Origin of the sequence: Crossiella sp. SN42 (assembly GCF_023897065.1) — a bacterium.
In the GTDB taxonomy this organism is placed as follows: domain Bacteria; phylum Actinomycetota; class Actinomycetes; order Mycobacteriales; family Pseudonocardiaceae; genus Crossiella.
On the sequence record NZ_JAMHIV010000023.1, the window covers coordinates 1 to 26,842 of the forward strand.

Annotated in this window: 31 protein-coding genes; 3 read left to right on the forward strand and 28 right to left on the reverse strand. The window is 71.3% G+C overall.

The annotated features are described in order from the left end of the window. Window positions 1-34 precede the first annotated feature (34 nt). From M8C13_RS26215 to M8C13_RS26240, 6 genes are all read right to left on the reverse strand, one after another. Window positions 35-496, reverse strand: a complete 462-nt coding sequence (locus tag M8C13_RS26215) for a hypothetical protein (protein WP_252483364.1) — start codon at window positions 494-496, stop codon at window positions 35-37. After that, the gene (locus M8C13_RS26220) at window positions 493-1,368 is read right to left on the reverse strand and encodes a WXG100 family type VII secretion target (protein WP_252483365.1); all 876 of its coding nucleotides are present in this window, start codon (window positions 1,366-1,368) and stop codon (window positions 493-495) included. Before M8C13_RS26220 ends, M8C13_RS26215 begins: the two co-directional genes overlap by 4 nt. Further along, entirely contained in the window at window positions 1,368-1,691 is a 324-nt protein-coding gene (locus tag M8C13_RS26225) for a hypothetical protein (RefSeq protein WP_252483366.1), read from the reverse strand. Before M8C13_RS26225 ends, M8C13_RS26220 begins: the two co-directional genes overlap by 1 nt. A 69-nt stretch (window positions 1,692-1,760) precedes the next feature. Beyond that, window positions 1,761-2,858: a PLP-dependent cysteine synthase family protein gene (locus M8C13_RS26230; RefSeq protein ID WP_252483367.1), complete on the reverse strand. Its 1,098-nt coding sequence runs from the start codon at window positions 2,856-2,858 to the stop codon at window positions 1,761-1,763. Window positions 2,859-2,889: 31 nt separating this feature from the next. Then, the gene (locus M8C13_RS26235) at window positions 2,890-3,183 is read right to left on the reverse strand and encodes a DUF4229 domain-containing protein (RefSeq protein WP_252483368.1); all 294 of its coding nucleotides are present in this window, start codon (window positions 3,181-3,183) and stop codon (window positions 2,890-2,892) included. Between the two features lie 10 nt (window positions 3,184-3,193). Further along, window positions 3,194-3,685 (reverse strand): Lrp/AsnC family transcriptional regulator, encoded by a 492-nt coding sequence (locus tag M8C13_RS26240; protein ID WP_252483369.1) that lies wholly within the window; start codon window positions 3,683-3,685, stop codon window positions 3,194-3,196. Between the two features lie 184 nt (window positions 3,686-3,869). Between M8C13_RS26240 and M8C13_RS26245 the strand changes: the two genes are divergently transcribed. Then, a complete protein-coding gene (locus tag M8C13_RS26245) occupies window positions 3,870-4,085 on the forward strand; it encodes a BldC family transcriptional regulator (protein WP_252483534.1) in 216 nt (71 codons plus the stop codon). A gap of 69 nt (window positions 4,086-4,154) precedes the next feature. On the opposite strand, the gene M8C13_RS26250 is transcribed toward M8C13_RS26245, so the two are convergent. Then, the gene (locus tag M8C13_RS26250) at window positions 4,155-5,126 is read right to left on the reverse strand and encodes a LysR family transcriptional regulator (RefSeq protein ID WP_252483370.1); all 972 of its coding nucleotides are present in this window, start codon (window positions 5,124-5,126) and stop codon (window positions 4,155-4,157) included. A gap of 283 nt (window positions 5,127-5,409) precedes the next feature. On the opposite strand from M8C13_RS26250, the gene M8C13_RS26255 reads away from it, so the two are divergent. Further along, a complete protein-coding gene (locus M8C13_RS26255; RefSeq protein ID WP_252483546.1) occupies window positions 5,410-5,604 on the forward strand; it encodes a hypothetical protein in 195 nt (64 codons plus the stop codon). A gap of 45 nt (window positions 5,605-5,649) precedes the next feature. On the opposite strand, the gene M8C13_RS26260 is transcribed toward M8C13_RS26255, so the two are convergent. The 4 genes from M8C13_RS26260 to M8C13_RS26275 form a co-directional block, all read right to left on the reverse strand. After that, a complete protein-coding gene (locus tag M8C13_RS26260) occupies window positions 5,650-7,035 on the reverse strand; it encodes an AAA family ATPase (RefSeq protein ID WP_374213149.1) in 1,386 nt (461 codons plus the stop codon). A 98-nt stretch (window positions 7,036-7,133) separates the two neighbouring features. Next, window positions 7,134-8,093 carry a c-type cytochrome biogenesis protein CcsB gene (gene ccsB / locus M8C13_RS26265; RefSeq protein ID WP_252483371.1) on the reverse strand — a complete coding sequence of 320 codons (960 nt, stop codon included), beginning with the start codon at window positions 8,091-8,093 and terminating at the stop codon, window positions 7,134-7,136. Beyond that, window positions 8,093-9,583: a cytochrome c biogenesis protein ResB gene (locus tag M8C13_RS26270; protein WP_252483536.1), complete on the reverse strand. Its 1,491-nt coding sequence runs from the start codon at window positions 9,581-9,583 to the stop codon at window positions 8,093-8,095. The genes ccsB and M8C13_RS26270 overlap by 1 nt, the downstream gene beginning before the upstream one ends. Before the next feature lie 74 nt (window positions 9,584-9,657). Further along, window positions 9,658-10,437 (reverse strand): cytochrome c biogenesis CcdA family protein, encoded by a 780-nt coding sequence (locus tag M8C13_RS26275; RefSeq protein WP_252483372.1) that lies wholly within the window; start codon window positions 10,435-10,437, stop codon window positions 9,658-9,660. Window positions 10,438-10,563: 126 nt separating this feature from the next. On the opposite strand from M8C13_RS26275, the gene M8C13_RS26280 reads away from it, so the two are divergent. Further along, the gene (locus M8C13_RS26280; RefSeq protein ID WP_252483373.1) at window positions 10,564-11,583 is read left to right on the forward strand and encodes a M64 family metallopeptidase; all 1,020 of its coding nucleotides are present in this window, start codon (window positions 10,564-10,566) and stop codon (window positions 11,581-11,583) included. Here the strand turns inward: M8C13_RS26280 and M8C13_RS26285 are convergent. From M8C13_RS26285 to M8C13_RS26365, 17 genes are all read right to left on the reverse strand, one after another. Then, entirely contained in the window at window positions 11,580-12,158 is a 579-nt protein-coding gene (locus tag M8C13_RS26285; RefSeq protein WP_252483374.1) for a TlpA disulfide reductase family protein, read from the reverse strand. The two genes, M8C13_RS26280 and M8C13_RS26285, sit on opposite strands and share 4 nt — an antisense overlap. Continuing rightward, window positions 12,155-12,784 (reverse strand): histidine phosphatase family protein, encoded by a 630-nt coding sequence (locus tag M8C13_RS26290; RefSeq protein ID WP_252483375.1) that lies wholly within the window; start codon window positions 12,782-12,784, stop codon window positions 12,155-12,157. The genes M8C13_RS26285 and M8C13_RS26290 overlap by 4 nt, the downstream gene beginning before the upstream one ends. Beyond that, window positions 12,781-14,118, reverse strand: a complete 1,338-nt coding sequence (gene hemL, locus M8C13_RS26295; protein WP_252483376.1) for a glutamate-1-semialdehyde 2,1-aminomutase — start codon at window positions 14,116-14,118, stop codon at window positions 12,781-12,783. Before hemL ends, M8C13_RS26290 begins: the two co-directional genes overlap by 4 nt. 148 nt (window positions 14,119-14,266) lie before the next feature. Further along, window positions 14,267-14,551, reverse strand: a complete 285-nt coding sequence (locus M8C13_RS26300) for a hypothetical protein (protein ID WP_252483377.1) — start codon at window positions 14,549-14,551, stop codon at window positions 14,267-14,269. A 397-nt stretch (window positions 14,552-14,948) separates the two neighbouring features. Then, window positions 14,949-16,148, reverse strand: a complete 1,200-nt coding sequence (locus M8C13_RS26305; RefSeq protein WP_252483378.1) for an ABC transporter permease — start codon at window positions 16,146-16,148, stop codon at window positions 14,949-14,951. After that, window positions 16,145-16,816 carry an ABC transporter ATP-binding protein gene (locus M8C13_RS26310; RefSeq protein ID WP_252483537.1) on the reverse strand — a complete coding sequence of 224 codons (672 nt, stop codon included), beginning with the start codon at window positions 16,814-16,816 and terminating at the stop codon, window positions 16,145-16,147. The genes M8C13_RS26305 and M8C13_RS26310 overlap by 4 nt, the downstream gene beginning before the upstream one ends. A gap of 62 nt (window positions 16,817-16,878) precedes the next feature. Then, complete coding sequence (locus M8C13_RS26315; RefSeq protein ID WP_252483379.1) at window positions 16,879-18,078, reverse strand: efflux RND transporter periplasmic adaptor subunit; 1,200 nt, start codon at window positions 18,076-18,078, stop codon at window positions 16,879-16,881. A gap of 96 nt (window positions 18,079-18,174) precedes the next feature. Next, window positions 18,175-18,501 (reverse strand): hypothetical protein, encoded by a 327-nt coding sequence (locus tag M8C13_RS26320; protein ID WP_252483380.1) that lies wholly within the window; start codon window positions 18,499-18,501, stop codon window positions 18,175-18,177. A 13-nt stretch (window positions 18,502-18,514) separates the two neighbouring features. Beyond that, a complete protein-coding gene (locus tag M8C13_RS26325; protein WP_252483381.1) occupies window positions 18,515-18,973 on the reverse strand; it encodes a hypothetical protein in 459 nt (152 codons plus the stop codon). After that, a complete protein-coding gene (locus M8C13_RS26330) occupies window positions 18,970-19,395 on the reverse strand; it encodes a hypothetical protein (protein WP_252483382.1) in 426 nt (141 codons plus the stop codon). The genes M8C13_RS26325 and M8C13_RS26330 overlap by 4 nt, the downstream gene beginning before the upstream one ends. Beyond that, window positions 19,395-20,126, reverse strand: coding sequence for a hypothetical protein (locus tag M8C13_RS26335; RefSeq protein WP_252483383.1), 732 nt, complete (start codon window positions 20,124-20,126; stop codon window positions 19,395-19,397). Before M8C13_RS26335 ends, M8C13_RS26330 begins: the two co-directional genes overlap by 1 nt. 39 nt (window positions 20,127-20,165) lie before the next feature. Beyond that, entirely contained in the window at window positions 20,166-20,672 is a 507-nt protein-coding gene (locus M8C13_RS26340; RefSeq protein ID WP_252483384.1) for a hypothetical protein, read from the reverse strand. Then, complete coding sequence (hemB, locus tag M8C13_RS26345) at window positions 20,669-21,646, reverse strand: porphobilinogen synthase (RefSeq protein WP_252483385.1); 978 nt, start codon at window positions 21,644-21,646, stop codon at window positions 20,669-20,671. Before hemB ends, M8C13_RS26340 begins: the two co-directional genes overlap by 4 nt. Before the next feature lie 290 nt (window positions 21,647-21,936). After that, a complete protein-coding gene (locus tag M8C13_RS26350) occupies window positions 21,937-23,466 on the reverse strand; it encodes a bifunctional uroporphyrinogen-III C-methyltransferase/uroporphyrinogen-III synthase (RefSeq protein WP_252483386.1) in 1,530 nt (509 codons plus the stop codon). Then, window positions 23,466-24,422 (reverse strand): hydroxymethylbilane synthase, encoded by a 957-nt coding sequence (gene hemC, locus M8C13_RS26355; RefSeq protein ID WP_252483387.1) that lies wholly within the window; start codon window positions 24,420-24,422, stop codon window positions 23,466-23,468. Before hemC ends, M8C13_RS26350 begins: the two co-directional genes overlap by 1 nt. Then, window positions 24,419-25,792, reverse strand: coding sequence for a glutamyl-tRNA reductase (locus M8C13_RS26360; protein WP_252483388.1), 1,374 nt, complete (start codon window positions 25,790-25,792; stop codon window positions 24,419-24,421). Before M8C13_RS26360 ends, hemC begins: the two co-directional genes overlap by 4 nt. Continuing rightward, window positions 25,789-26,607, reverse strand: a complete 819-nt coding sequence (locus M8C13_RS26365) for a redox-sensing transcriptional repressor Rex (protein ID WP_374213151.1) — start codon at window positions 26,605-26,607, stop codon at window positions 25,789-25,791. The genes M8C13_RS26360 and M8C13_RS26365 overlap by 4 nt, the downstream gene beginning before the upstream one ends. Window positions 26,608-26,842 lie beyond the last annotated feature (235 nt).

The following is a 26,842-nucleotide window of genomic DNA, read 5'->3' on the forward strand; positions in this document are numbered from 1 at the left end:
GCTCACGCACAAGATCCACCACACACGACCTCGGTCACCAGGAGTCGTGCCGCAGCACGATGTTCTCGCCGCCGTCGTCGTCATCGTCGTTGCGGCGCTGGGACTGCCGGTGCGCCTCGACCACCTCGTCCAGCGTGTGTCCCTCCTGGAACAGCTGGTAGGTCGTGCCCATCCGGCTCAGGTTCGGCTCCAGCGCCGCGCGCACGTCCGGGTCCGCGTACGCCCGCCCCTCCAGCACGTCCCGCCAGCTGAGGTCCCCGGCCTCGACTTTCCGTTGCAGCGCACGGAGTTCCGCAGGCGCGTCGGGCTTGGCCGCCTCGCGCTCGATGGCGCGGGCGTCCTCCTCGGAGGCCACCGGCTCCTCGGCGGGGCGCAGGCTGTCCTGGAGCTCCTGGGCTGAGCGCAGCACCTCCTCCATGGCGTCCATGGAGGCGTCCAGCTCGGCCTCGGCGCGCCGGACCTCCGGGGTGCGCCAATCCTGTTCGGGAGTGGTCATCGCGGGCTCGCTCCAGCCGGTTTACGCAGGTGGTCGTTGAGGGCCTTGGCGTCCTTGCCGGTTTCCCGGCCTGCCGCGCGGGCCTCCTTGGCCGAGTCGCCGATGCCCTTGGCGTCGTCGCGGATGCTGGTGGCCCCGTCCTTGATGTCGGTGGCGGACTGCTTGAGCTCCTTGCCCACCTCGATCGCGTCGCCGACGCTGCGCACGTCCTTGATCTTGGACAGCTGGGAGGGCACCTGGGAGACGGTGTCGTGCAGCTGCTTGGCGGTCTCGATGATCCGCTTCACCGCCTCCACGATCTCGATGATCTTGCGGTAGATCTGGTAGGCGTCCCAGACCAGCTCGGCGGCCTTGATCCAGCCGTAGGCCGGGACCCAGGCCTTCTTGATCGCGTCGATGAGCTTGTTGACCAGGAACTTGATCAGGTCCAGGGCCTTCTGGCACAGCTTCTTCGCGCCCTCGGCGACCTTGTCGAAGCCCTTGGCGATCAGCTTGGCGACCTGGGCCTCGGCCAGCAGCCCGGCCTTCCACACCGCCTTGACGAAGACCTCGTGCGCCACCGCGGCCGCGCCCTCCCAGGTCTCGCGGACCTGGTCGACATTGGCGTTGAGGTTGGCGGACATGGCGTTCATCGCCTCGGCGCCGCTGCGCCAGGCGTCGCCGTTCATCTGGATGCGCGTGTAGTCACCGGTGATCGGCATGATCACCTTCTGCACGATGCTCTCGCCGGTGACCTTGGTGAAGGCCCAGTCCACGGCCTGCACCTGCCAGCCCTGCTCCTTGATCAGCTCCTCGATCTTGGCGCCGGAGCTGTCCTCGGGCGCCTTGAGCAGACCGCCGAGGTCGGTCTTGTCCGCGTACCCGGTGGCCATCAGGCGCGCACCTGCCCGACCTGGTCGTTGATCTGGGCGAAGGTCAGCGCGACCTTCTGGTCGGTCTTCTCGTAGTCCGCGGCGATCTGGGCCATCCGCTCGGCCGAGCCGTGCATCCGGTCCTGCCCGAAGTCCAGCGCCAGGTCGTAGGCGCCGCGCACCAGGTCCACCCCCGGCTGCAGGATGGTGAGCAGGCCGGTGAAGCCGCTCTTGTCGCAGCCGTGCTCGTGCAGGTACTTCTTGACCTGGTCGAACTGACCGGCCACGGTGCCGAGGTAGGCCGCGTAGGCCTTCAGCTCCTCGGTGTTGTGCCGCTGGACCATGTGGTGGACCCCCGATGCGCGCCGTCACTGACCGCGGTTGGACGGCGCGAGGCTATCGGGGGTTCCCGATCACTGTGCGCCGGGCCACTGCCCGGACCGGTGGAACTCGGTCACGGTCGCGGTCGGCCCGGTCAGGTCCAGCTGCTGCCCGCCCACCCACTCGTCGTCGTAGTAGGTGTTGGCGTAGCGCTCGCCGCCGTCGCACAGCAGGGTGACCACGCTGCCCTGCCGCCCCTGCGCGCGCAGCTCCGCGACCAGCTGGAACGCCCCCCACAGGTTGGTGCCGGTGGACCCGCCGACCCGGCGGCCGAGCACCCCCTCGGCGTGCCGGATCACCGCGACCGAGGCCGCGTCCGGCACCTTGATCATCCGGTCGATCACCTGGCCGAGGAAGGAAGGCTCCACCCTGGGCCGCCCGATGCCCTCGATCCGGGAGCCCCTGGTGCCGGTCAGCTCGGGGTCGGCGTCCCGCCAGGCGTCGTAGAACACCGAGAACTCCGGGTCCACCACGGCCAGCTTGGTGCGCAGCTGCCGGTACCGCACGTACCGGCCGATGGTCGCCCCGGTGCCGCCGGTGCCCGCGCCGACCACCACCCACTCCGGTTCCGGGTGCCGCTCCAGCCGCATCTGCTCGAAGATCGACTCGGCGATGTTGTTGTTGCCGCGCCAGTCGGTGGCCCGCTCGGCGTGGGTGAACTGGTCCATGAAGTGCCCGCCGAGCTCGGCGGCCAGCCGCCGGGACTCGTGGTAGATCGCCCCCGGCGAGTCCACGAAGTGGCAGCGCCCGCCCTCCCGCTCGATCAGCGCGATCTTCTCCGGCGAGGTCGAGCGGGGCATGACCGCGATGAACGGCAGGCCGAGCAGCCGGGCGAAGTAGGCCTCGGAGACCGCGGTGGAGCCGGAGGAGGCCTCGATCACCGGGGTGCCGCCGACGATCCAGCCGTTGCAGATGGCGTAGAGGAACAGCGAGCGGGCCAGCCGGTGCTTCAACGAGCCGGTCGGGTGGGTGGACTCGTCCTTGAGGTAGAGGTCGATGCCCCACTCCGGCGGCAGCGGGTAGGACAGCAGATGGGTGTCGGCGCTGCGGTTGGCATCCGCCTCGATGATCCGGACAGCCTCGTTGACCCAGCTCCGGGTCTTGTCACAACAGCGATCGAGCACGGCCATGGCCGCACTCTAACCGCGGGGCTGGTGTGGCTCAGCTCTCGCCGCGCAGCTGCGCGCGCAGCCGGGCGCGCTCGGTCCGGCGCTGCTCGCCGCGCTCGGCCAGGCCGCGGGCCACCCGCTGGCGCAGGCCGCTGAACAGCACGAAGGACAGCGGCAGCGCGACCACGAAGCCGACCGCCAGTGCGACCAGCAGCGGGACGCCCACCGCGGCCAGGATGGCGGCGAAGAGCACGACCATGCCGAGCCTGCCCGCGGTGTACAGCGCCAGGTCGCGGTTGAGGTTGTTGTCCGGCGTGCCGGTGTTCGAGGTGTCGGTGGCCTCCACGGGTGTGAGGCTACGCGCCGCCGCCGGGAGTGTCGCCGGGAGCCGGGTCGGCGATGGAGCCCGGGGTGTTCGGCCTGCCCTCGAACCGGGTGCTGAGCACCACCGTGGTGCGGGTGCGGGCCACCCCGTCGATGCGGCGCAGCCGGACCAGTGAGCGCTCCAGGTCGTCCACGGTGGCCACCCTGATCTTGACCACGAACGCCTCGTCGCCCGCCACCGCGTAGCAGGACTCGACCTCGTGCAGCGCGGCCAGGCTGGCGGCGATCTTGTCCTCGTCGCCGGTGTCCGAGGGGTGGATGCCGACCAGCGCGGTCACCCCGAGGCCGACCGCCATCGGGTCCACCATCGCGTGGTAGCCGGTGATCACACCGGAGTTCTCCAGCTTGCCCACCCGCTCGTGCACCGCGGAGGCCGACAGCCCCACCTGCCGGCCCAGGTCGGCGTAGGTCGCCCGCCCGTTGGCCCGAAGCGCCGCGATGATCTGCCGATCCACGAGATCCATGGCAGCAGACCCTAGAGCGTGCCCAGATGCTCCCATGATGGGCCGTTCGAGTGACCGATTCGTCCCTTACCTGCCCATTACCTACGGACAAACGTTCGAGTACCTGACGGGTGAAATGCCACCATTTCACCGAGTACGGACCCGAGGACCTCGGGCCCGTGGTGAGGAGGGAAAAGTGACCACCATGCGTCCAGCGCCCCGTCCCGCGGGAGCGGAGCGGCTGCTCACGCCAGGTGAGGTCGCCGGCCTGTTCCGAGTGGACCCCAAGACGGTGACCCGGTGGGCCACCGCGGGCCGCATCGGGTCGATCCGCACGCCAGGCGGGCACCGGCGGTTCCGGGAGTCCGAGGTCAACGCGCTGCTGGCCGAACTCACCACCCCTGGTCCCGCGCTCGCCTGACCAGGAAAGAGTGATCGAGATCACCTCGGCGAGAACGGCCGGAAACGGCCCGTTCTCGCCGCTCGGCTTTTACCGCTCTTTACCTTTCGGGTGCACCTCGGGATGCGCCGCCCACCACGCGGCATAGCTCGGGTTCGCGCCGACCAGGCCCAGGTAGGCATCGGCCGCGGCCTCCAGCGCCAGCTCCTCGCCCACCGGCCCGGCCTCGTTCCAGGCCACGTCCAGCCGCCGCACCAGCGGGTCCCCGCGCAGCGGCCGGATCACCAGGCCCAGCCCCTCCCGCGCGGTGGCCTGCGCCAGGCTCACCGCAAGGCCGCTGGAGACCGCGCCGCGGGCCGCGCTGGTCTCGGTGGCGTGATGCCTGATCAGCGGCTCGAACCCGGCCTCCTGGCAGCGGCGGCGCAGGTGCGCGGTCTCGCCGGAGTCCATCAGCGGGTCCACGATCCAGGGTTCCTCGGCCAGCTCGGCCAGGTCGATCACCGCCTTCGCGGCCAGCGGGTGGGTCTCGGCCACCGCCACGAACACCGGTTCCACCGGCACCAGCGGGGCCCGGCGCACCCCTGCCACCGAGGGCAGCTCGTGCCCGCTGAACTCCTCCACCACCGCCACGTCCATCCGCCGCCCGCCAAGCAGGCCGAGCATGGCGAAGGAGGACTGCTCGGCCAGGCTGTGCACCTCGATCTCGCCCGGGTAAAGACGTTGCAAAGACAGCGCGAGCCGGGAGGCGATCGGACCGGGCACGCTGCCCACCTGGATCTTGGTCACCCCGCCCGCGCCACCGGCCTGCCCGGCCCAGGACCGCAGCTCGTCCAGCTCGGCCAGCACGGTGCGCGCCTTGGCCAGCACGAACCGGCCGACCGAGGTGGGCTGCACGCCCTCGGCCGAGCGGTCGAACAGCGGCGCGCCCATGCTCGTCTCGATCCGCCGCAACTGGGCGGACAGGCTGGGCTGGGACAGTCCGAGGGTGCTGGCGGCCTTCGAGACGCTGCCCGCGTCGGCTACCGCGAGCAGCACCCGGAGGTGGCGTACCTCCAGTTCCATAACCCGCATGCTATGGCCAGCCGGGATGTGTGCAAGGTCATTCCGGCTGCCAGAGTTGAACCCACAGCGGCAGGCATAACGACAAGAGCAGCCCGGGAACCAAGGTGGCCTGGAACCCGAGGCGCCCCTGCCGCAGGACCCCGGCGGGGCCGGTTGGATCACGTAGAGCGATCCGCCGGCTCCACCGGGGTCTTCTTCAGGTTGTCACGCTGCCCTTTCGGCACCGACCCGCTCCGGTCAGCTTCGGTTAACCTCGGGTGTGGGTCTGTGAGAGGAGGCAGCGTTGCTGTACCTGTACCTGCTCGCGGTCATCGGGGCGGTCACCGTTGGCGCGCTGATGTGGCGGGCGTTCGGTCCGGAACGCCCGAAGAGCTACCGCGCGGCCGGTGGCCCGGTGGCCCCGGACGACGACCCGGACTTCCTGCGCCGCCTGGACGAGAACCGTCGCAGGCAGAACCGCAAGGACTCCGACGAGTGAGCTGAGACCCGCCGGGACGGCCAACGGCCGCCCCGGCCGGCAAAACTAACGAGCGCGGGAGCGGGCGACCGCGTGCGGGAAGTCGTCGGCCACGGTGGCCGCGAGGTCCAGCATGGCCAGCCGGGTGTTCGGGGCCAGGCGCTCCAGCTCGATCTCCGCGCCCTCTTCCAGGTGCGGGTCGAACGGGATCCGGCAGACCGCGCGGCAGCGGGCCGCGAAGTGTTCGCTGAGCCGGTCCAGGTCCACCTTGCCTGAGCCCGGCCGGACCGAGTTGATCACTGCCACGGACCGGGCGACCAGGTCGCGGTAGCCGTGCGCGTCCAGCCAGTCCAGGGTGGCCGAGGCGCTGCGCGCGCCGTCCACCGAGCCGGAGGAGACGATCACCAGCGAGTCGGCGAGCTCCAGCACGCCCTTCATCGCCGAGTGCATCAGGCCGGTGCCGCAGTCGGTGAGCACGATGTTGTAGAAGACCTCCAGCAGCGCCACCGTGCGGCGGTAGTCGTCCTCGCTGAAGGCCTCGGACACGGCCGGGTCCTGCTCGCTGGCCAGCACTTCCAGGCGGCTGGGCCCCTGGGAGGTGTAGGCGCGCACATCGCTGTACCGGCGGATCCGCTGCGCGTCCCGCAGCAGGTGCCGGACGGTGGCGGTGGTCTCCAGCGGGATCTTCTGCGCCAGCGTGCCGCGGTCGGGGTTGGCGTCCACCGCGACCACCCGGTCCCCGCGCAGCGAGGAGAAGGTGGAGCCGAGGCTGGCCGTGGTGGTGGTCTTGCCGACCCCGCCCTTGAGGCTCAGCATGGCGATCTTGTAGCAGCCGTGCACCGGCTGGTTGACCCTGGCGATCAGGTCCCGCCGCTGCACGTCAGCCGGGCTCTCGCCCAGGTTGAGCAGGTGGCCGGAGGCCTTGTAGACCGCGCGCCGCCAGCCGGTGGACGGCGGCCGCTTGGTCTGCCGGAGCAGCTGCTGGGAGGACAGGTCCGGCGCGCCGGACTGCGGCTGGCGCGGCTGGGTGTGCGCCTGCTGCGGGTAGCCGGGCGGCGGGGCCTGCTGCTGGAACTGCGGCTGGTAGTGCTGCTGCGGCTGCGAGCCGGAGGCGGTCTGCTCGACGTAGTAGGCGCCGGAGCTGTTCGGGTCCACCTGGTGCGGGCCGGAAGGGCCGCCGCTGACCGGGTGTGGACCGGACGGGCCACCGCTGACCGAGTAGGCGCCGGACTGGCCGCCGCCGACCTGGTTGGGACCGGAGGGTCCGCCGCCGACCTGGTACGGGCCGGAGGTCGACGGGTCCACCCGGTAGGGGCCGGACTGGCCGCCGCCCACCTGGTGCGCGCCCGAGGTGTTCGGGTCGACGTAGAGCGGTTCAGGTTGCTGCTGCTGCTTTTCCGGCGGCACCCAGTGCACGTTCTGGGTCTCGGGCTCCTCGTACCGTCCGGTCACCGTTGGAGTCCTCCATCACCGGCGTAGCGTCAAGTCAACGCCTGCGACGGTAGCCGCCAGGGCGGGGACCGTGCGAGTCGGGGTCGCGGTGTGTCGGATCAAACCCCGGCGTAGGAGTGCAGTCCGGCGACCACCATGTTGATGAAGAACAGGTTGAACACCACGCTGGCCCAGCCGAGGATGTTGATCCAGGCGGCGGGCTTGCCGCGCCAGCCCGCGGTGGCCCTGGCGTGCAGGTAGGCGGCATAGATCACCCAGGAGACGAAGGCGACGATCTCCTTCGGGTCCCAGCCCCAGTACCGGCCCCAGGCGGACTCGGCCCAGATCGCGCCGGCGATGATGCCGAAGGTGAACAGCGGGAAGCAGAACACGGTCACCCGGTAGGCGATCCGGTCCAGGGTGTCGGTGTCCGGCAGCTTGCTGGCGAAGCTGGCCAGCCGGGCCGGGTTGTCCTCGTTGGCCCTGCGCACCAGGTACAGCATGCTGGCCACGCCCGGCAGCAGGAACAGCCCGCTGGCCACCACGATCACCGAGACGTGGATGACGATCCAGTACGAGCGCAGCGCCGGCACCAGCGGCGCGGCCTTGGCGTACAACACCGACCAGGCCAGGAACAGCAGGATCACCATGGGCAGCAGCACGAACATGCCCAGCCTGCGCACGTTGTGCTTGCGCAGCAGCACCAGCCAGGCCACCACCGCGACCAGCACCACCGCGGAGACGTACTCGTACATGTTGCCCAGCGGCCACCGGCTGGTGGCCAGCCCGCGCAGCAGCAGCGAGCCGAAGTGGAACAGCGCGCCCAGCCCGGTCAGCAGCACCGCGATCCGGCCCGCCCGCTCGGGCACGGTGGCCCTCGGCGGCTCGGCGATCCGGCCCGGCTGCACCGGCTCCGGCGCCGGCGCGCCCGCGCCGACCAGCGCGGAGGCCTTGGCCTGCGCGGGCTTGCGGCCGAAGGCGTACTCCGCGGCGTAGGCGGCCATGGCCAGCACGTAGACGGCCAGCCCGCTGGTGTAGGACCAGTCGCTGTAGGTGGACAGGGTCTCGTTGACCGCCATCACTTGTCCTTTCCTGCGAAAAGCTGGTTCGCCACGCGCGTGAACTCCTCGCCGTACCCGGCCTGGTCGGTGCGCGCGAGCCCGCCGACCTCGACCAAGGTACGGCCGTCCTCGGCAGGCGAGATCCGCACCCACAGCCGCCGCCGCTTCACGATCAGCGACAGCGCGATGCCGATCATCACCGCCAGCCCGGCCAGCAGCACGGCCACCTGCGCCGGGTCGTTGGAGACCTGGAGCGAGACCCAGGGCACCACGCCGTCGAAGCGGACCTTGGTGCCGTCGTCCAGGCTGACCTCCTCGCCGAGGGCGAGGTTCTTGCGCAGCACCTTGGTCAGCCGCCCCGACTCGACCATCGACTTGTCGACCTCGAAGATCGACTGGCCGCGGCCGGAGTCCAGGCCCAGGTCGCCGCGGTAGATGTCCACCGCGACCGCCGGGTCGTCAGCCGCCGGGAAGACCGAGGTGAGCACCGAGCCGTGGTAGCCGGCGGTCGGCGCGAACAGCCCGGTGATGGCCAGCTGCTTGCGGCGGCGCTCGTCCGGGTCGGTGACCCCCGGCGGGTCGAACTTGGTCGCGCCCTCCGACAGCAGGGTGGCCTGGTCCATCGGCTTCCACTGGATCAGGCCGGTGCGCTGCTCCCCGCCGGGGAAGGTGACCACGAAGCGCGGCGCGTAGCCGGTGCCGAGCAGGTAGACCCGGTCGCCGGAGAGGCGCAGCGGGTGGTTGACCTCCACGTCGGCGGCGCGCCAGCCGGCGCCGTCCAGCTCGTGCGCGTCCTGGTAGGAGACCTTGGCCCGGTACAGGTCGGGCTGCAGGTTGTCGAAGTAGCGGCTCTCGAAGCCGTCCACCCGCACGCAGAACGGGTTCAGCTCGGTGCCGTCCACGGTCAGGCCCGGCCGGAAGGAGTCGTAGGCGTAGATGCCCGCGTTGCAGAACTGGGAGCCGTTGGCCAGCACGATGACCTGGCCCTCGTAGCCGAACAGCTTGCCTGCCGCCATCCCCAGCAGCAGCGCGACCAGCGCGAAGTGGAAGACCAGGTTGCCCGCCTCGCGGGTGAAGCCGCGCTCGGCGCTGACCGTGGCCACGCCGCCGTCCTCGGTGCGCTCGACCTTGCGCCAGCCGCGCAGTGTGCTCTTGGTGCTGGCCAGCACCTCGTCCACCGAGCCGTCCACGGTGCCGTAGACGTGGTGCGGCAGCCGGGCCAGCTTGCGCGGCACCAGCACCGGCTGCTGACGCAGCTGCCTGGCGAACTCCACGGTGCGCGGCAGCAGGCAGCCGATCAGCGAGACGAACAGCAGCACGTAGATCGCGGCGAACCAGGGCGCGCCGTAGACGGCGAAGAAGCCGAGGTCGTCCAGGATCGGGCCGAGCGTCGGGTACTGCTTGATGTAGTCGGCGACCTTGGCCGCGTTCAGCGCGTACTGCGGTAGCAGCGCGCCGGGCATCGCGGCCAGCGCGAGCAGGAACAGCAGGATCAGCGCGGTGCGCATGCTGGTCAGCCCGCGCCAGGTGTTGCGCAGGAAGGCGAGGGCCGCGCGCGGAGCGCTCTGCCGGACCGGCGCGCTCACAGCGGCAGCCTGAAGTCGGCGACCAGGCTGATCTGGATCCAGGACACCAGCTGCCCCCACAAGCCGGTCACCAGCAGCACGCCCACCAGCACCAGCATGCCGCCGCCGAAGAGCTGCACGCCGCGGGTGTGCCGCCGCAGCCAGCCGGTGGCCCGCACCGCCCAGCGCGCGCCCAGCGCGAGCACCAGGAACGGCAGGCCGAGGCCGAGGCAGTAGGCCAGGATCAGCACGATCCCGCGCAGGCTGCCGCCGCCGGTGCCCGCGGCCACGGTGACCACGCCGGTGAGCATCGGGCCCATGCACGGCACCCAGCCCAGCCCGAACAGCGCGCCCAGCACCGGCGCGCCCGCCAGGCCCAGCCTGGGCACGTGGTGCGAGCGGACATCGCGCTGGAGCAGCGGCACCAGGCCCATGAAGACCAGGCCCATGAAGATGGTGACGACCCCGCCGATGCGTTGCAGCAGCGGGCCGTTCTCGATCAGCGCGTCGGCCAGCCCGAGCACGCCGAGCATGCCGATGGCGAAGACCACGGTGAACCCGGCCACGAACAGCAGCGCCGCCCCGGCCACCCGCCAGCGGCCCTGACGCGCCTGCGCCGCCTCGTCGCTGTTGATCGGCGGCTGCTCCGCCCCGACCAGTCCGGCCAGGTAGGAGAGGTAGCCGGGGACCAGCGGCACCACGCACGGGGAGGCGAAGGACAGCGTCCCGGCGAGCACGGCCACCAGGGCCGCGAGGATGAGCGGCCCCGAGATGGCGAGCTGGGTGGCGGGGTCCACGAGTAGCCAGAGTACGTAACCCGTTCGCGATCGGCTTTTTGGGGTTGCGTCGTGGCCTTGGCCACACTGTCCAGTTGGGACGAACGGAGTCTGGCCCGAGCGCGTCCGGCCCCCTAGCGTCTAGCCGTGCTTCGCCCCTTCGCCGCACTCGCCGGCGCGCTTTCCTGCACCGCCCTCGTGCTCTCGCTGTCCCAGCCGGTGGCCGACGCCGCCCCGCAGCAGTTCGAGCTCCGCGAGGTCTTCTCGCCGGACGGCACGATCAGCAAGGTCAAGGTGCCGGTGCTGCCGGACCTGCCCAAGGCCGCCGACGAGATCCTGGCCCAGATCGGCATCGTGCACGAGACCGGACCGTCCACCGAGCGCTTCGACCTGGTCTTCGTCGGCGACGGCTACACCGCGGCCGACCTGCCCACCTACGAGCGGCACGTGCGGGAGAAGTGGACCGAGCTGGCCCAGGTGGAGCCGTTCAAGTCGCTGACCGGGCACCTCAACGTGTGGCGGGTGGACGTGGTGTCCACCGACTCCGGCGTCGACCACGACCCGGCGCAGGGCGTGCGCAAGGACACCGCGCTGGACATGGGCTTCTGGTGCCAGGGCAGCAGCGGCACCGAGCGGCTGCTGTGCGTGAACGAGACCGCGGCCAAGCAGTACGCCGCGCTGGCCCCGCAGGCCGACCAGGTGATCGCGCTGGGCAACACGGCCAAGTACGGCGGCGCGGGCGGCCCGGTGGCCACCGCGGCCGGCGGCAACGCCCAGGCCGGGCAGATCGCCATCCACGAGCTGGGCCACTCCATGGGCGGGCTGGCCGACGAGTACTTCTCCCCCGGCGACCCCTACACCGGCCCGGAGCTGACCGAGCCGAACGCCTCCGTGCTGACCGAGGCGCAGATGCGCGAGCAGCGGGTCAAGTGGCACTCGCTGATCGGCCAGCCGACCCCGGACGGCGGCGTGATCGGCGTGTACGAGGGCGGCAAGTACCAGGAGCGCGGCATCTTCCGGCCCAGCCAGGACTCGATCATGCGCACGCTCGGCCGGGAGTTCAACCTGATCGGCCGCAAGGCGATGGCCGACGCGATCCTGGCCAAGTCGCAGCCACCGGCGGACCTGGCGGCCCTGCTCCGGCAGCTGCGACTGCTGCCCAACTAGCTCTTTTCCGCGGCGAGCTCCTGCACAACCGGCAGCAGCTCGGCGTCGGTGAGCTTGCTCAGGAACACCGCGGCCACCCGGTGCTGCCGGTCCAGCAGGATGGTGGAGGGCACCGCGTTGCGCGGGTAGCCGCGCAGGCCCAGCAGCGACCGGCCGGGCGGGTCGTAGATGGACGGGTAGGTCTGCTTGTGGTCGCGCACGAAGTCGGCCGCGGCGCTGCGGATCTCGTCCCGCAGGTCGATGCCGAGGAACTGCACGCCGGAGTCCTTGGTCTGCTCGAAGACCCGCTCCAGGTCGTCCACCTCGTCCCGGCAGGGCGGGCACCAGCTGCCCCACAGGTTGAGCACCACGACCTTGCCTGCGTAGTCCGAGGTCTTGATCGTCTTGCCCTCTTCGAGCAGGCTGTCCCCGCTGAGCACCGGCGGCTTCTGCCGCTTGGCGGGCTCGTACCGGATGCGCGTCTGGCCGCCGGGGGCGACGAACTCGAAGTCGCCGCCGGTGGCCACCGCGTCGGTGCCGGTGGCGCAGCCGGTGAGCACCAGCGCGGCGAGGAGGGCGGGCAGCAGTCGCCTCATGCCCCGGTCACCCTCGGGTCGGTGCGGCCGACCGGCTCGCGGTAGACGATCCGGACCAGCTCCTCGTCCTGGAAGACCAGGCTGGTCAGCGAGGCCAGCGAGCACTGGCGGCGGCGCGGGTCGTGCCACATCCGGCGGCCCTCCAGGAACCGGCGCACGGTCCAGATCGGCAGCTGGTGGGACACGCAGACCGCCTCGTGCCCGGCCGCGGCCACCCTGGCCCGGTGCACCGCGCCCAGCATCCGGTGCGCGATGTGCAGGTAGGGCTCGCCCCAGGACGGGCGGAACGGGTTGTACAGCTTGGCCCAGTGCCGGGGCGAGCGCAGCGCGCCGTCGCCGACGGAGACCTTGAGGCCCTCGAACTTGTTCGCCGACTCGATCAGCCGGTCGTCCACCGCGACCTCCAGCTGGTGCGAGTCGGCCAGCGGCCGGGCGGTCTGCTGCGCGCGCTCCAGCGGCGAGGCCACCACGTGCGTGATGTCCCGCTCGTTGAGGTGCTCGGCGACCAGCTTCGCCTGCTGCTGACCCGCGCCGGAGAGCCGGAACCCGGGCAGGCGGCCGTAGAGGATGCCGTTGGGGTTGTAGACCTCGCCGTGCCGGAGCAGGTGGACCACGGTGCGCGTCACGAGTTCTCCTTGGCTGCCGCCGCGGCCGCCGCGGCGTGCGGCAGGGCCTCGGTGATCCGCTCGAAGGCCCGCTCGTCCAGCGCCGCGGAGACGAACCAGGCCTCGAACGCGCTGGGCGGCGGGTACACGCCACGAGCCAGCAGCTCGTGGAAGAACGGGGCGAACCGCCAGGTCTGGGCCGCCTTGGCGCCCTCGTAGTCGCGCACCGGGTCCTCGGTGAAGAACACGCTGACCAGGTTGCCCGCGTACTGCACCCGGTGCGCCACGCCCTCGGCGGTGAGCGCGTCGGCCAGCAGTGAGCCGAGCTTGCGCGCGTTGGTGTCCAGCGCGGTGTAGACCTCGGCGGTGGCGTTGCGCAGCGTGGCCAGGCCCGCGGCCACCGCCACCGGGTTCCCGGACAGCGTGCCAGCCTGGTAGACCGGCCCGGCCGGGGCCAGCCGCGCCATCACGTCGGCCCGCCCGCCGAAGGCCGCCGCGGGCAGCCCGCCGGACATCACCTTGCCGAAGGTGTAGAGGTCGCCCGCGACCCCTTCCACGCCGTACCAACCGGCCGCGGAGACCCGGAACCCGGTCATCACCTCGTCCATCACCAGCAACGCGCCGTTGGCCGAGCACAGCTCCTTGAGCGCGGCGTTGAAACCGGCCTCCGGCGCCACCGCGCCCATGTTGCCCGCGGCCGCCTCGGTGATCAGGCAGGCGATGTCCGCGCCGTGCTCGGCGAAGGCCGCGCGCACCGCGTCCAGGTCGTTGTAGGGCAGCACCAGGGTGTCCTCGGCCTGCGCGCCGGTCACGCCCGGCGTGGTGGGCAGCCCGAGCGTGGCCACGCCCGAGCCGGCCTGGGCGAGCAGCGCGTCCACGTGCCCGTGGTAGCAGCCGGCGAACTTGACCACCTTGCGCCGCCCGGTGAACCCGCGGGCCAGCCGGATCGCGCTCATGGTCGCCTCGGTGCCGGAGTTGACCAGCCGCACCTGCTCCACCGGGGCCACCCTGGAGATGATCTCCTCGGCCAGCTCGATCTCGCCCTCGGTCGGCGTGCCGAAGGACAGCCCGCTGCTCGCGGCCCGCTGCACCGCCTCGACCACCGCGGGGTGCGCGTGCCCGAGGATCATCGGTCCCCAGGACGCGACCAGGTCCACGTACTCGTTGCCGTCGGCGTCGGTCAGGTACGCGCCCTGTCCCTTGACCATGAACCGCGGCGTGCCACCCACCGCCTGGAAGGCCCGGACCGGGGAGTTCACTCCACCCGGCGTGGCCTTGGCCGCCCGCTCGAACAGGGCGCGGGAGGTGGCGACGGAGGCTTCGTCACTGCGGTTGTTCACTGGCGTCGACGTCACCGGTCCAGTGTCGCAACACCCGGTCGGGTGGCGTCGATGGGGCTGGTGTGCCCGAGCGATAAACCGCTCGGGCACACCACCACCTGGGAGATCCACGAAACTGCTCCGCTATTACCGCGTGAAAGGCGGAATGCGACCCAGCAGGTGCTCAGTTCTCCGAGGCGTTCTCCATGTCGGCCTCGACGCACGGGCCGTCGCTGTACTTCTTGTTCAGCGCGTCGACCGGCACCAGGCCGATCTCGTTGTCGTCCACGCACACGGGGAGCTGGATGTTCGTGTTGTTCAGGAGCTCGATGGCGGAGTCATCGTTCTTCCAGAACTGGGACGCCGGGGTGTGGTCGTGCTTCGGCTGGTCCTCGTCGGCCACGGCCGTGGCAGTGCCACCCAGCATCGCACCGGCAGCAGCCAGCAACGCAACAGTCTGCTTGATCACTTGAGACATACCTCTCGAATTGATGCTTGCCATCCGGCAAGGAACCGGATGCGCAGAAGCTAGCGGATCTCAAGTCGCGATTGTCCCCGCGTCACCCATCCTCCGAATGACCTGCCCGAGAAACTCGCAGGTCACGCCGCAGGCGCGAGGGATGCCAATTCACACTTTCCGGTTCCGTCATTCTTTTGGTACGCCGGGACCCCCGGATCGACCGGAAGACGGGGCGGCGGAATAACCCGAAAGTAGAGGTTTGAGCTGCGCGCAGCACGTCAAGCTGCACTGATAGCGGCCGCCGTCACACCCGACGAGGGAGGCACGCCACGTCACCCTGTGTCACGGAGGGTGATGTTCGCCGAGGTGTCGCCAGGCCCAGGCCCCGGGGCCTGGCGACCTCCGCTCACTCGTGCCGCAGCGCCTGGATGGGGTGCAGCTTGCTGGCCCGGTTGGCCGGCAGCGCGCCGAAGAACAGCCCGATCAGCGCCGAGACGCCGAAGGCCAGCAGCACCGAGGAGGGCACCACGGTCAGCTGCAGGCCGCGGATGCTGAACTGCCCGGCGACCAGCCCGACCACCACGCCGAGGAAGCCGCCGAACATGCTCAGCATGGTCGCCTCGGCCAGGAACTGGCCCATGATCGCGCCCCTGGTGGCCCCGATGGCCTTGCGGATGCCGATCTCGCGGGTCCGCTCGGTCACCGTGACCAGCATGATGTTGGTGATGCCGACGCCGCCGATGAGCAGCGCGATGCCGCCGATGGCCAGGATCAGGTAGGTCAGCACGGTGTCGATCTGCCTGCTGCTGCGGGTCAGCTCCCTGGGGTCGCTGATCTCGAAGTCGGCGGGCTTGTCCGCGTCGATGCGGTGCTTGGCCCGCAAGACCGCCTCGATGGCGGCCCTGGCCTGGTCCATCTTCTCCACCGAGTGCGCCTGCACGGAGAACTGGCTCAGCGGCTGCTGCCCGGTCAGCGTGTTCTGCAGGGTGGACAGCGGCATGGCCAGCATCTCGTCGGTGGAGCGGCCACGACCGCCCTCACCGGCCTCCTCCAGCACGCCGACCACCACGAACTGCATGCCGCTGATGATCACCTGCCGGTTCACCGGGTCCTGCCCGTTGAACAGCTCGCTCGCCAGCTTGCCGCCCATCACGATGACCTTGCGGGACTCGGTGACGTCGGCCTTGCTGAAGTAGGTGCCCCGCGCCAGCAGGGCGTTGTTCAGCTGGAAGAAGTCCGGGTGGGTGCCCAGCACCTGCGCGTTGTCCTTGGTGCGCACCCCATCGTTGACCGAGCCCTGGCTCCACACCCCCGGCACCACCGCCTTGATCCGGTCGGCCAGCTCCGGCGCGGCCAGCGCCTCGGCGTCCTCCAGGGTCAGCGCGCGGCCAGGGCCGGACTCGGAGTACTTCTGGTAGACGCTCAGGGTGTGCGCGCCCAGGCTGTTGATGCTGTTCATGATCATGTTGGACGCGCCCTGGCCGACCGCGACGATCACGATCACCGAGGCCACCCCGATGAGGATGCCCAGCGTGGTCAGGATCGAGCGGAGCTTGTTGGCCAGCAGGCCGCGCACCGCGGAGAAGAGGATCTCGCCCATCCTCATCGGGCCACCCCCACCGCGTGCCGGTTCGCCTGCTTGCGCTCCTCGTGCACGACCTTGCCGTCCACCATGTGCAGGATCCGGTGCGCGTGCTCGGCCACGTCCCGCTCGTGCGTGATCATCACGACCGTGCGGCCGGTGGCGTTGAGGCGGTCCAGGATGGCCAGCACCTCCGCGGTGCTCTTGGAGTCCAGGTTGCCGGTGGGCTCATCGGCCAGCAGCAGCGCCGGTTCGGTGACCAGCGCGCGGGCGATGGCCACCCGCTGCTGCTGCCCGCCGGAGAGCTCGGTGGGCAGGTGCCTGACCCGGTCGGCCAGGCCGACGGTGTCCAGCGCGGCCAGCGCCCTGCGGCGGCGTTCGGCCTTGCGCAGCCCCGCGTAGCTCATCGGAAGCTCCACATTGGACAGTGCGTTGAACCTGGGGATCAGGTTGAAGGACTGGAACACGAAGCCGATCTTCTGGTTGCGCACCCTGGCCAGCTGCCTCGGCTTCTGCTCGGCCACGTTGACCCCGTCGAGGAAGTACTCGCCCTCGGTGGCCGGGTCCAGGCAGCCCACGATGTTGAGCAGGGTGGACTTGCCGGAACCGGAGGCGCCCATGATCGCCACGTAGTCGCCGGTGGGCACCACGAGGTCGACCCCGGCCAGCGCGTGCACGGTGGCCTCGCCCATGCCGTAGGTCTTGCGCACCCCGCGCAGCTCGATGACCGGGTGGTTCCCGGGCGCGGGCTGGCTCACCGGCCCACCCGGACCGGCGCGGACTTGCCGGGGAAGCCACCCTCCGGGAACCGGCCGGGGCCGCCGGAGTCCGACAGCAGCACCACATCGCCCTCGCGCAGGCCGGAGGTGATCTCGATGATGTGGTCGCTGCGCACGCCCAGCTGCACCGGGGTCTGCTTGGGCTGGCCGTTCTCCATGACGGTCACCGTGCTCTTGCCGTCCACCGTGCGCACCGCGCCGGAGGGCACCTGGAGCACCGAGTCCGCCTTGGCGGTGGTGACCACCACGTTGGCCGACTGGCCGGGCTTGAGCTCGGCCGAGGCCTCGTCCAGCTCCAGCAGCACGCCGTACTGGACCACGCCGGAGGAGCTGGCCGGCATCAGGTCCACCTGCACCACCTTGGCCGGGAACTTCTTGCCGCCCAAGGCGTTCACCGCGACCTGGGCGGTCTGGCCGACCTTGACCTTGACGATGTCGATCTCGGAGAAGGTGGCCGCGATCTGGTAGCCGGACAGGTCGGTGACGGTGAGGAAACCGCTGCCGGAAGAGGAGCCGCCGCTGGGCGGCTGCGGGACGTCCGGGATGCCGCTGGGGCCGCCCCGGCCACCGCCGCCGCCCTGCCCGCCCTGGCTGCCGCCGGAGCCGCCGGTGTTGCCTGCGGAGGTGCCGCCACCGCCGGAGCGCTGGCCGACCGCGCCGTTCATCGCGGTGACCGTGCCGGCGAAGGGCGCGTAGATGGTGGTGGAGCGCACGGCGTCCTGGGCCTGCTCGACCTGGAGCTCGGCCTGCTTGACCTGGGCGTTGGGCCCGGTGACCGGCTGCTTGGCCTCCTTGGCCGCGGTGACCGCGGCCTTGGCGGACTCCAGCTGGGCCTTGGCCGCGTCCAGCTGGGCCTTGGCCTGCCGGTCGTCCGCGGTGGCCAGCTTCTGGTTCTTGCTGACCTTGTCGCCGAGCTTGACGAAGACCTTGTTGACGATCGCGCTGGTGCCGAAGTCGACGTTGGCCGACCGGGAGGCGCGCAGGCTGGCCGCCGCCGACACGGTGTCGATGACCGAGCCCTTGCTGACCGTGGCGGTGGGCGGACCGGTCGGACCGCGTTCGGCGGCCGAGGTCGGCGCCCACCAGCGGTACCCCAGGTATCCGCCACCGGCAACTACGACGAGAGCGACGACGCCGACAATGATCCACCTACGGCGTCGAGGACGTGGTGACATTTCGCCACCCTATCCACGCAGTGCATAGCCAGATCAGGGGAATACCCTGATTTCCGGTGACTGTGACAGGGCTATTACATAACCGACAGTACTGCCTCAGGCGCGACGACGGCCCCGGGCGCGGACGGCCAGCATGACCTGCCGGATGGCGTCCACCACGGCCAGCAGCGCGCACAGCGCGAGCAGCGTGGCCAGGCCCAGCCAGGGCCCGGAGTACCTGGTCAGCTCGTAGGGCGGCCCGCCAGGCTTGGCGTTGGGCAGGGTGATCGGCACCAGCCCGCGCTGCCAGGCCCAGCACGCGCCGAGCACCAGCAGCACCGCGAGCACCAGTTCCGCCAGTGCGACCAGCGCTCGCCATGGCTGGTGCAGCCGGGGCTGCGCGGGCGCCGCGGGCAACGGGCTCTCGGTCTGCGGGGAACTCACGCCGGACAGCTTCTCACGACCGCGCGTCCAACCGCCGTCGCAGTGCGTCACGCAGGCCCTCGGCGTCCCGCGCCCAGGCCAGCACCACCGAGTCGTCGGTCAGCCGCACCGGCAGCTCGTCGCAGCCCTTGGGCACGCTCCAGCCACCGCCGAGCACCCTGGCCCCCACCGGCGCGCCGACGTCCTCGCCGACCTCGGCGATCCGCTCCACCGGCAGCTGCTCGCGGCCGCAGCGCAGGTGGTACGGGGTCAGCGAGACCGAGCACACCCGGCGCCGCGCCTGCACCCAGACCAGCGCGGCCACCCCGAACCCGCCGCTGATGAGCAGCCACGGCACCCAGTTCACCCGGCCGCCGGTGATCAGCTCGACCAGCAGCGCGACCGCGGCGAACCCCGGTCCCCACAGCACCGGCCACCAGCTGGAGCCGGGTTCGCCGTGCAGGACCGGGGCCGGTTCGTCGGGCTGGGTCACCGCGCGGTCTTCACCGCGATGAGCCAGTCGGTGCTGTTCCGCCACCAGGAGGTGAGCAGCGCCCCGGTGAGCAGGACCGCGATCAACAGACCTTCCGCGGTCAGCCCCTGCCGCAGCATGAACACCAGCTGGAGCACCGCGGCGATGGTCAGCGCCAGCCGCGCCCAGCTGAAGCCGCGGCGCAGCAGCAGTCCGAAGCCCACGTAGATGATCCCGAAGAACACCATGGTGACGCTGTGGAAGGTCAGCAGGGTGGTGGCGACCTTCTCCGGGTCCGGCACCTTCTGCTGGGTCAGCGCGTCTCGCACGGTCCCGTACTGGGTCCAGTAGAAGATCGTGTTCAGCACGCCGAAGGTCGCGGTGGCCAGCCAGAGGCCGACCGCGATCCTGATCGACCCCGGGTGCGGCGAACCTGCCGCCATCAGGCCTGCTTGAAGTAGAAGTTGGCGTTGCGCTGGAACATCAGCACGATGCCCGCGATGGCGCACAGCGGCGGCACGAAGCCCAGGTACATCGCGACCGAGGACATCGTCGGGACCTGGACCGGGCTGTCGGCGGGCAGGCTGGCCAGGATGCCGACGCCGGCCAGGCTGAACAGGCTGGCCACAATGCCGATACCGCCGAGCACGGTGAGCACGATCCGCGCCCAGTTCCGGCCGTTGCGCATGAAGAGGGCGAACATCACGAACAGGCCGACCATGATGATGGTGAAGACCATGCCGATGATGAGGCCGGCGCCGCCGATGTTCTCCGCGGTCTGCTGAACCCGCTGCTGGAGTTCCGGCGGCAGGTTGCTGGCCTGCGAGCGCTGGAAGTCCAGCATCTTGGCGATCTGCTCACGGGAGCCGATGTAGCTCAGCACCGCGCCGATCAGGCTGACCACCGCGCCGGCGATCCAGACCCAGAAGGCCAGCTCGACCTGCTGCGGACGGGCGATCGCGCCACCGCCGCCGGGCATGCCGGGGGGCAGGTACTGGCCCTGCTGGCCGTACTGGCCGGGCTGTGCGTACTGCGGCTGCTGCCCGTACTGGGGCTGGCCGTAGCCGGGCTGCTGCTGCGGGTGCCCCTGCTGCGGGAAGCCCTGTGGAGTGGATGGGTACCCCTGCTGGGGGTACTGCGGTTGACCCTGGTTGGGGTCGTACGGGTTGCTCACGCGCTCACGCTAGGGCCGTCCACCGACACTGTCCAACGGCTATGCCGGTGTGTTACCTGGTCGGGTCCTGCGCACGCCGATGAAGTACGCCCGGGAGGTCGGGTGGAACATCATCGCCAGCGCGCCGACGTCCAGCGCGAAGATCACCACGGACAGCGTGACCTGGATGAACCCGAGCTGGGCCAGCGCGGCGGAGGCCCCGCCCAGCAGGCCGAGCACGCCGATCAGCCCGAGGCCGACGCTCATCCCGCCGAGCACGGTCAGCACCACCCTGGGCACCTCCGCGCCCTGCACCATCCGGGTGGCCAGCCACCAGAACAGCGCGATGAGGCCGAGCCGGAACAGCACCGCCATCACCACCGCGAGGCTCACCGCGCCGTCCACCTGGGCCATGGTCAGCTGCGGGGCGAACTGGCCGAGCATGTCGCTGATGCCGCGCCGGTCGAGCAACCGCAGCACCACCGCGACCAGCCCGACCACACTGCTGGCCACCCACAGCTGCCGGGACCGCAGCAGCTGCGGCGGCGGGGTCAGCGCCTCGCTCATCCGCGGTCCAGCCACTGCGCGGCCTCGGTGGCCCAGTAGGTCAGCACGATGTCCGCGCCGGCCCGCCGGATCGAGGTGAGGGTCTCCAGCACGGTGCGTTCCCGGTCGATCCAGCCGTTGGCCGAGGCCGCCTCGACCATCGCGTACTCCCCGGAGATCTGGTACGCCGCGACCGGCACGTCACTGGCCTTGGCCACCTCGCTGAGCACGTCCAGGTAGGGCAGCGCGGGCTTGACCATGACCAGGTCCGCCCCCTCGGCCAGGTCCAGCGCCAGCTCCCGCAGCGACTCGCGCACGTTGGGCGGGTCCTGCTGGTAGGTCTTGCGGTCCCCGCGCAGCTGGGAGTCCACCGCCTCGCGGAAGGGCCCGTAGAGCGCGGAGGCGTACTTGACGGTGTAGGCCAGGATGCCGGTGTCGGTGAGCCCCGCGGCGTCCAGCGCCTCCCGGATGAACCCGACCTGCCCGTCCATCATGCCGCTGGGCCCGACCAGGTGCGCCCCGGCCTCGGCCTGCGCCACCGCCATCTCGCCGTAGAGGGTCAGGGTGGCGTCGTTGTCCACCGACCCGTCCGCGGCGAGCACCCCGCAGTGCCCGTGGTCGGTGAACTCGTCCAGGCAGCAGTCCGACATCAGCACGGTCGAGTCGCCAAGCTCACTGCGCAGCTCGCGCAATGCCACGTTGAGGATCCCGTCCGGGTCAATCCCGCCAGAGCCGGTCGCGTCCCGGGTCTCCGGCACCCCGAACAGCATGATCCCGCCAACCCCGGCCTGCACGGCTTCCACCGCGGCCTTGCGCAGCGAGTCCATCGAGTGCTGCACCACCCCGGGCATCGACCGGATCGCGATCGGCTCGGCAGCGCCTTCCTTGACGAACATGGGCAGCACCAGGTGCTGCGGACGCACCGTGGTCTCGGCGACCAGCCGGCGCAACGCGGGGGTGGTGCGCAGTCGGCGGGGGCGGTGGGACGGGAACACTGCGGAACTCCCTGGGAACGTGGCCGAGGTACAGATCCACGCTACGCGCCCCCCAGCAACGCTTCACGCGAAGGCAACCCAAACCACAAGCGAAACCACAGACGCGAACCACTTCTCGCGAAAGAGGCGTGGCGCGCCAGCGACACGGCGGGCTCTTAACTTGGCGGCGGGGTTGATTTTTCGCGTCGTGCGTTCGTGCCCCCGACACACCGAAGCTTGCTTCGCGTGTGTCGGGGGCACGAACGCACGACTCTAAGAGCGAAAAATCCCGCGCGCGGAGCGCGCCAATGTCACCGCCGGGCGCGCTTGGTCTTCCGAGGTGGCGGCAGGGCACCCTCGGCCCGCAACCGGGCCGCGTGGTCAGCCAGCGCGTCCACCAGCGCGGGCACCTGAGCGACCTCCGGCTGCACATCCACCCGCAGCCCGAACTCGATCGCCGTCTCCGCGGTCTGCGGCCCGATACAGGCCACGATGGTCCGCGTGTGCGGCTTGCCCGCGATCCCGACCAGGTTCCGCACGGTCGAGGAGGAGGTGAAGCACACCGCGTCGAACCCGCCGGTCTTGATCATCTCGCGGGTGTCGGCGGGCGGCGGCGCGGCGCGCACCGTGCGGTACGCGGTCACGTCGTCGGGCTCCCAGCCGCGCTCGCGCAGGCCGGCCGCCAGGGTCTCGGTGGCGATGTCCGCGCGGGGCAGCAGGATCCGGTCGACCGGGTCGAAGATGTCGTCGTGCGGCGGGAAGTCGGCCAGCAGGCCCTCGCTGGACTGGTCGCCGGAGGGCACCAGTTCGGGGGTGATGCCGAAGGAACGGACCTTCGCCGCGGTGGCCTCGCCGATGCAGGCGATCTTCACCCCGGAGAACGCGCGGGCGTCCAGGCCGAACTCCTCGAACTTCTCCCACACCGCACGCACCGCGTTGGTGGAGGTGAAGATCACCCACTGGTAGCGGCCGTCGACCAGGCCCTTGACCGCGCGTTCCATCTGCGCGGGGCTGCGCGGCGGCTCCACCGAGATGGTGGGCACCTCGACCGGGATGGCGCCGTGCGCGCGCAGCCGGTCGCTCATCTCGCCTGCCTGCTCCTTGGTGCGCGGCACCAGCACCCGCCAGCCGTAGAGGGCGCGGGACTCCCACCAGGAGAGCTTGCTCCGGTTGCCCACCGAGCTGCCCACGGTGACCACCAGCGGGCCGTTGAGCTCGCCGGCGTCGGCGGCCAGCGAGGCCAGCGTGGAGTCGATGGTGCGCTGGGCGCAGCTGGTGCCCTCGGTGGTGACCGCGGCCGGGGTCTGCGGCGCCAGGCCGTACTCCACCAGCGAGGACGCCGCCTCGGCCAGGTGGCTCGCGGAGGCGTGCAGCACCAGGGTGCCGGGCGCGCCGGCCAGGGCGGCCCAGTCCACGCTGCCGCGCACGTCGGCCTCGGTGTGCACCGCGCCGAGCGCGACACCCGCGTAGGCCGGCACCGCGGTGCCCGCGGCCACGCCAGGGATGACGTCGAAGGCGACGCTGGTCTTGGCCACGGCCTGCGCCTCGGCCACCACCGCGTCGGCGGTCAGCGGGTCACCGGCGACCAGGCGGATCACCGAGCGGCCGTTCTTGGCCTCGGTGGCCAGGTCCTTGGCCACATCGGCCGGGTCGCCGACGGCGGGGCGGACCTCGATGCCCTCGGGGGCGAGCGCCAGCACCTCCTGCGGGACGTCCGGGTCGGTCACCACCAGCTCGGCGCTGGTGAGCAACTGCTGCGCCCGGACGGTGAGCAGGCCCAGGTCACCGGGACCGGAGCCGACGAAGGCGATCCGTCCGGGGGTCTTGCGTGCGCGGGTCATCAGGCACTCCCCATTCCATTAACTCCCTTGGGGCCGCTGAGCACGGCAGCGCCAAGGTCGAGCAGCTCCGCGGCCAGTGCGCGGCCCAGCTGCTCTGCTGCGGTCATCTCTCCGATGGCGGATGCGCGCAGCAACTCGTTCTGCGGCGTCGCGGCTACCCCGCGCAGGGACAGCCGTTCCACGACGCGTCCCTCCGCGTCCAGGTCCTCCACCACGTCGGCCAGCGCACCGATCGGCGCGCTGCAGCCCGCCTCCAGAGCGGCGAGCATCGCGCGCTCCGCGGTGACCGCGGCGCGGCTGGCCTGGTCGTCCAGCGTGGACCGGAGCAGGTGCTCGGTGTCCACGTCGTCAACGCGGCATTCCACCGCGAGGGCGCCCTGGGCCGGCGCTGGCAACATCTGCAAGGGGTCCAGCGACTCGGTGATCGCGTCCAGCCTGCCCAGCCGGGCGAGCCCGGCGCGGGCCAGCACGACGGCGTCCAGCTCGCCGTTGACCACCTTCTTCAGCCGGGTGTCCACGTTGCCGCGGATCGGCTTGACCTCCCAGCCGAGGCCGAGCGCCGCCAGCTGCGCGGCCCGGCGCGGTGAGCCGGTGCCGATGACCGCACCCGCGGGCAGCTCGCCGAGGGTGAGCCCGTCCCGTGCGCACAGCGCGTCCCTGGGGTCCTCCCGGCGCGGCACGGCGGCCAGCGCCAGGCGCGGGTCGGGCGCGGTGGGCAGGTCCTTGTAGGAGTGCACCGCGATGTCCACCTCACCGGCGGCGAGCGCGTCGCGCAGGGCCGAGGTGAACACGCCGATGCCGATCTCCGCGATCGGGGCCATGGACTGGTCACCGGGGGTGGACACGGTGACTATCTCCACGGTGGCGCCGGCCTGCTCGAGAGCCTGGGCGATGGTGCCGGTCTGGGCGAGCGCGAGGGCGCTGCCCCGCGTGCCGATGCGCAAGGTCCGTTTCACCGGGCCTCACCGTCCACTGTGGACATTGCGATGTGGTGGTTGGTCACACTCTCTGCTTCCGTTGCAGGCATTGCGGGTGTCGCGCTCACGGCGGCGGCCGACTGCGGGTCCAGGGCGAAGAGCTCGCGGAGGGCGTCCGCGTAGCTCGACCCGCCCGGCGCGGAGGCCAGCTGCTTCACCCGCACGGTCGGCATGTGCAGCAGCTTGTCGACCACCCGGCGGACGGTGCGGGACAGCTCGTCCCGGACGCCGGAGTCGAGATCGGGGAGCCGGGAGTCCAGTCGCAGCAGCTCGCTGTCGACCACCTCGGCGGCACGGCGGCGCAGCGCGGTCACCGTGGGTGTCACCTCGGCCGAGCGCTGTGCGGCCAGGTAGGCCTGCACCTCCTCGGCGACCAGCTCGGCGGCCCGCTGGGTGTCCCGGCCGCTGGGGGCTTCGCGCAGCCGCAGCTGCATGGTCTCCAGGTCGACCACGTGCACACCGGGCAGCTCGCCGACCGCGGCTTCGACGTCACGCGGCAGGCCGAGGTCGCAGACCACCAGGGCACCGGGCTCGGTGCGCGCGGCGCGCACGGTCTCGGCGTCCAGCACGGGGGTGGCGGCTCCGGTGCAGGCGATGACGACGTCGGCCAGCGCCAGCTCGGCCAGCAGCGACTCCAGGCCGATCGCGACCGCGGGGGTGCCGTCCTCGGCCAGCGCCTTGGCCAGCCGCTCGCCGTTGGCCGCGGTGCGGTTGGCCACCGCGATCCGGCCGACCCCGGCCCTGCGCAGCTGCGCGGCGGCCAGGCCGCCCATCGAGCCCGCGCCGATCACCAGCGCGCGGCGGCCGGTCAGACCGCCGAGCACCCGCTCGGCGTCGGCCAGCGCCTCGGTGACCACCGAGGGCCCGGCGTGGTCGATGGCGGTCTCGGTGTGCACGCGCTTTCCGACCCGCAGGCCGTGCTGGATCAGCTCGTGCAGCGTGCGGCCGACCGTGCCCATCTCGGTGGCCGAGGTGTAGGCGGCGCGCAGCTGGCCGAGGATCTGGGCCTCGCCCACGACCATCGAGTCCAGCCCGGCGGAGACCCGGAACAGGTGGTCCACCGCGCCGGCGGCGTAGTGCACGTAGAGGTGGTTGCACAGGGTGGTCACGTCCACGCCGGACTGGCGGGAGAGCACCCCGGAGATGTCGGCGAGGCCGCCGTGGAAGGTCTCCACCACGGCGTAGACCTCGACCCGGTTGCAGGTGGAGACGAGCACGGCCTCGGAGACGTTCGCGCACTCCACCAGCTCGGCCAGCAGCTTGGCGGCCTCGTCACCGGTGACCGCGGCGCGCTCCAGCACCGGCACCGGCGCGGTGCGGTGGGACAGACCGACCACGAGCAGGCTCATGGCCGCACCCCCACCTGGTCGGCGGCTGCGACCCGGGCGCCGTTCGCCCTGGTGGCGGCGCTGCTGGGCGCCTCGGGCTCGGGCGCCTCATCGGCGCGACGGGCCACGTGGAAGGACAGGATCTGCATCTCCACCGCCAAGTCGACCTTGCGCACCTCGATGTCGTCCGGGACCTGGAGCACGACCGGTGCGAAGTTCAGGATGCATTGCACACCGGCGGAGACCAAACGGTCACAGACCAGCTGAGCTGCCGCCGGAGGAGTCGCGATGACCCCGATGGTCACCTCGCGCTCCGCGCAGACGGTCGGGATGTCGTCCACGTGCTCGACCGGGATGCCGCCGACCGGCACCCCCATCAGGTCCGGGTCGACGTCGAAGAGGGCGGCCACCGGGAAGCCCCTGCCGGGGAAACCGCCGTAGTTGGCCAGCGCGTGGCCCAGGTTGCCGATGCCGACCACCGCGACGCTGTGCTTGCGGGTGAGACCGAGGATCCGCTCGATCTGGTCGACCAGCACCTCGACGTCGTAGCCGACGCCGCGGGTGCCGTAGGAGCCGATGTAGGAGAGGTCCTTGCGGAGCTTGGCGGAGTTGACGCCTGCCGCGGCGGCCAGTTCCTCGCTGGAGATGGTGCTCACGCCCTGTTCGACCAGGGTGGACAGCACTCGCAGGTAGACCGCGAGCCGGGCGACGGCCGCCTCCGGGATGGCCCTGGCGCGTTCACGGGCGCTGGGCACCTCGGGGGCGAGCGAGTCCTGGGCGACCGTCCCGGAGCTGCCGGCCGGGGCCGTTCGCCCCTCGTTCCGCTGCGCCGTCACGCGTTAACTCCCTCACCGAACACTCTGAGGTCACCGACACAGGTGCACCGGACGCGCCGAGCCCCGAACCCGCACGTCCACCCGGGTGACTGCTTATACGGTAGCCACTTGTGAACGCATGCACAAAGTCGCCGACCAAGGGCGTGACGAGGGCCCTTCGGAGTTGTGCTATAGGGGCTGGCGGCCACCGGGGCGAACGTGACGTCGCTCGCAACTGAGCGGGCTGCCGGGAGCC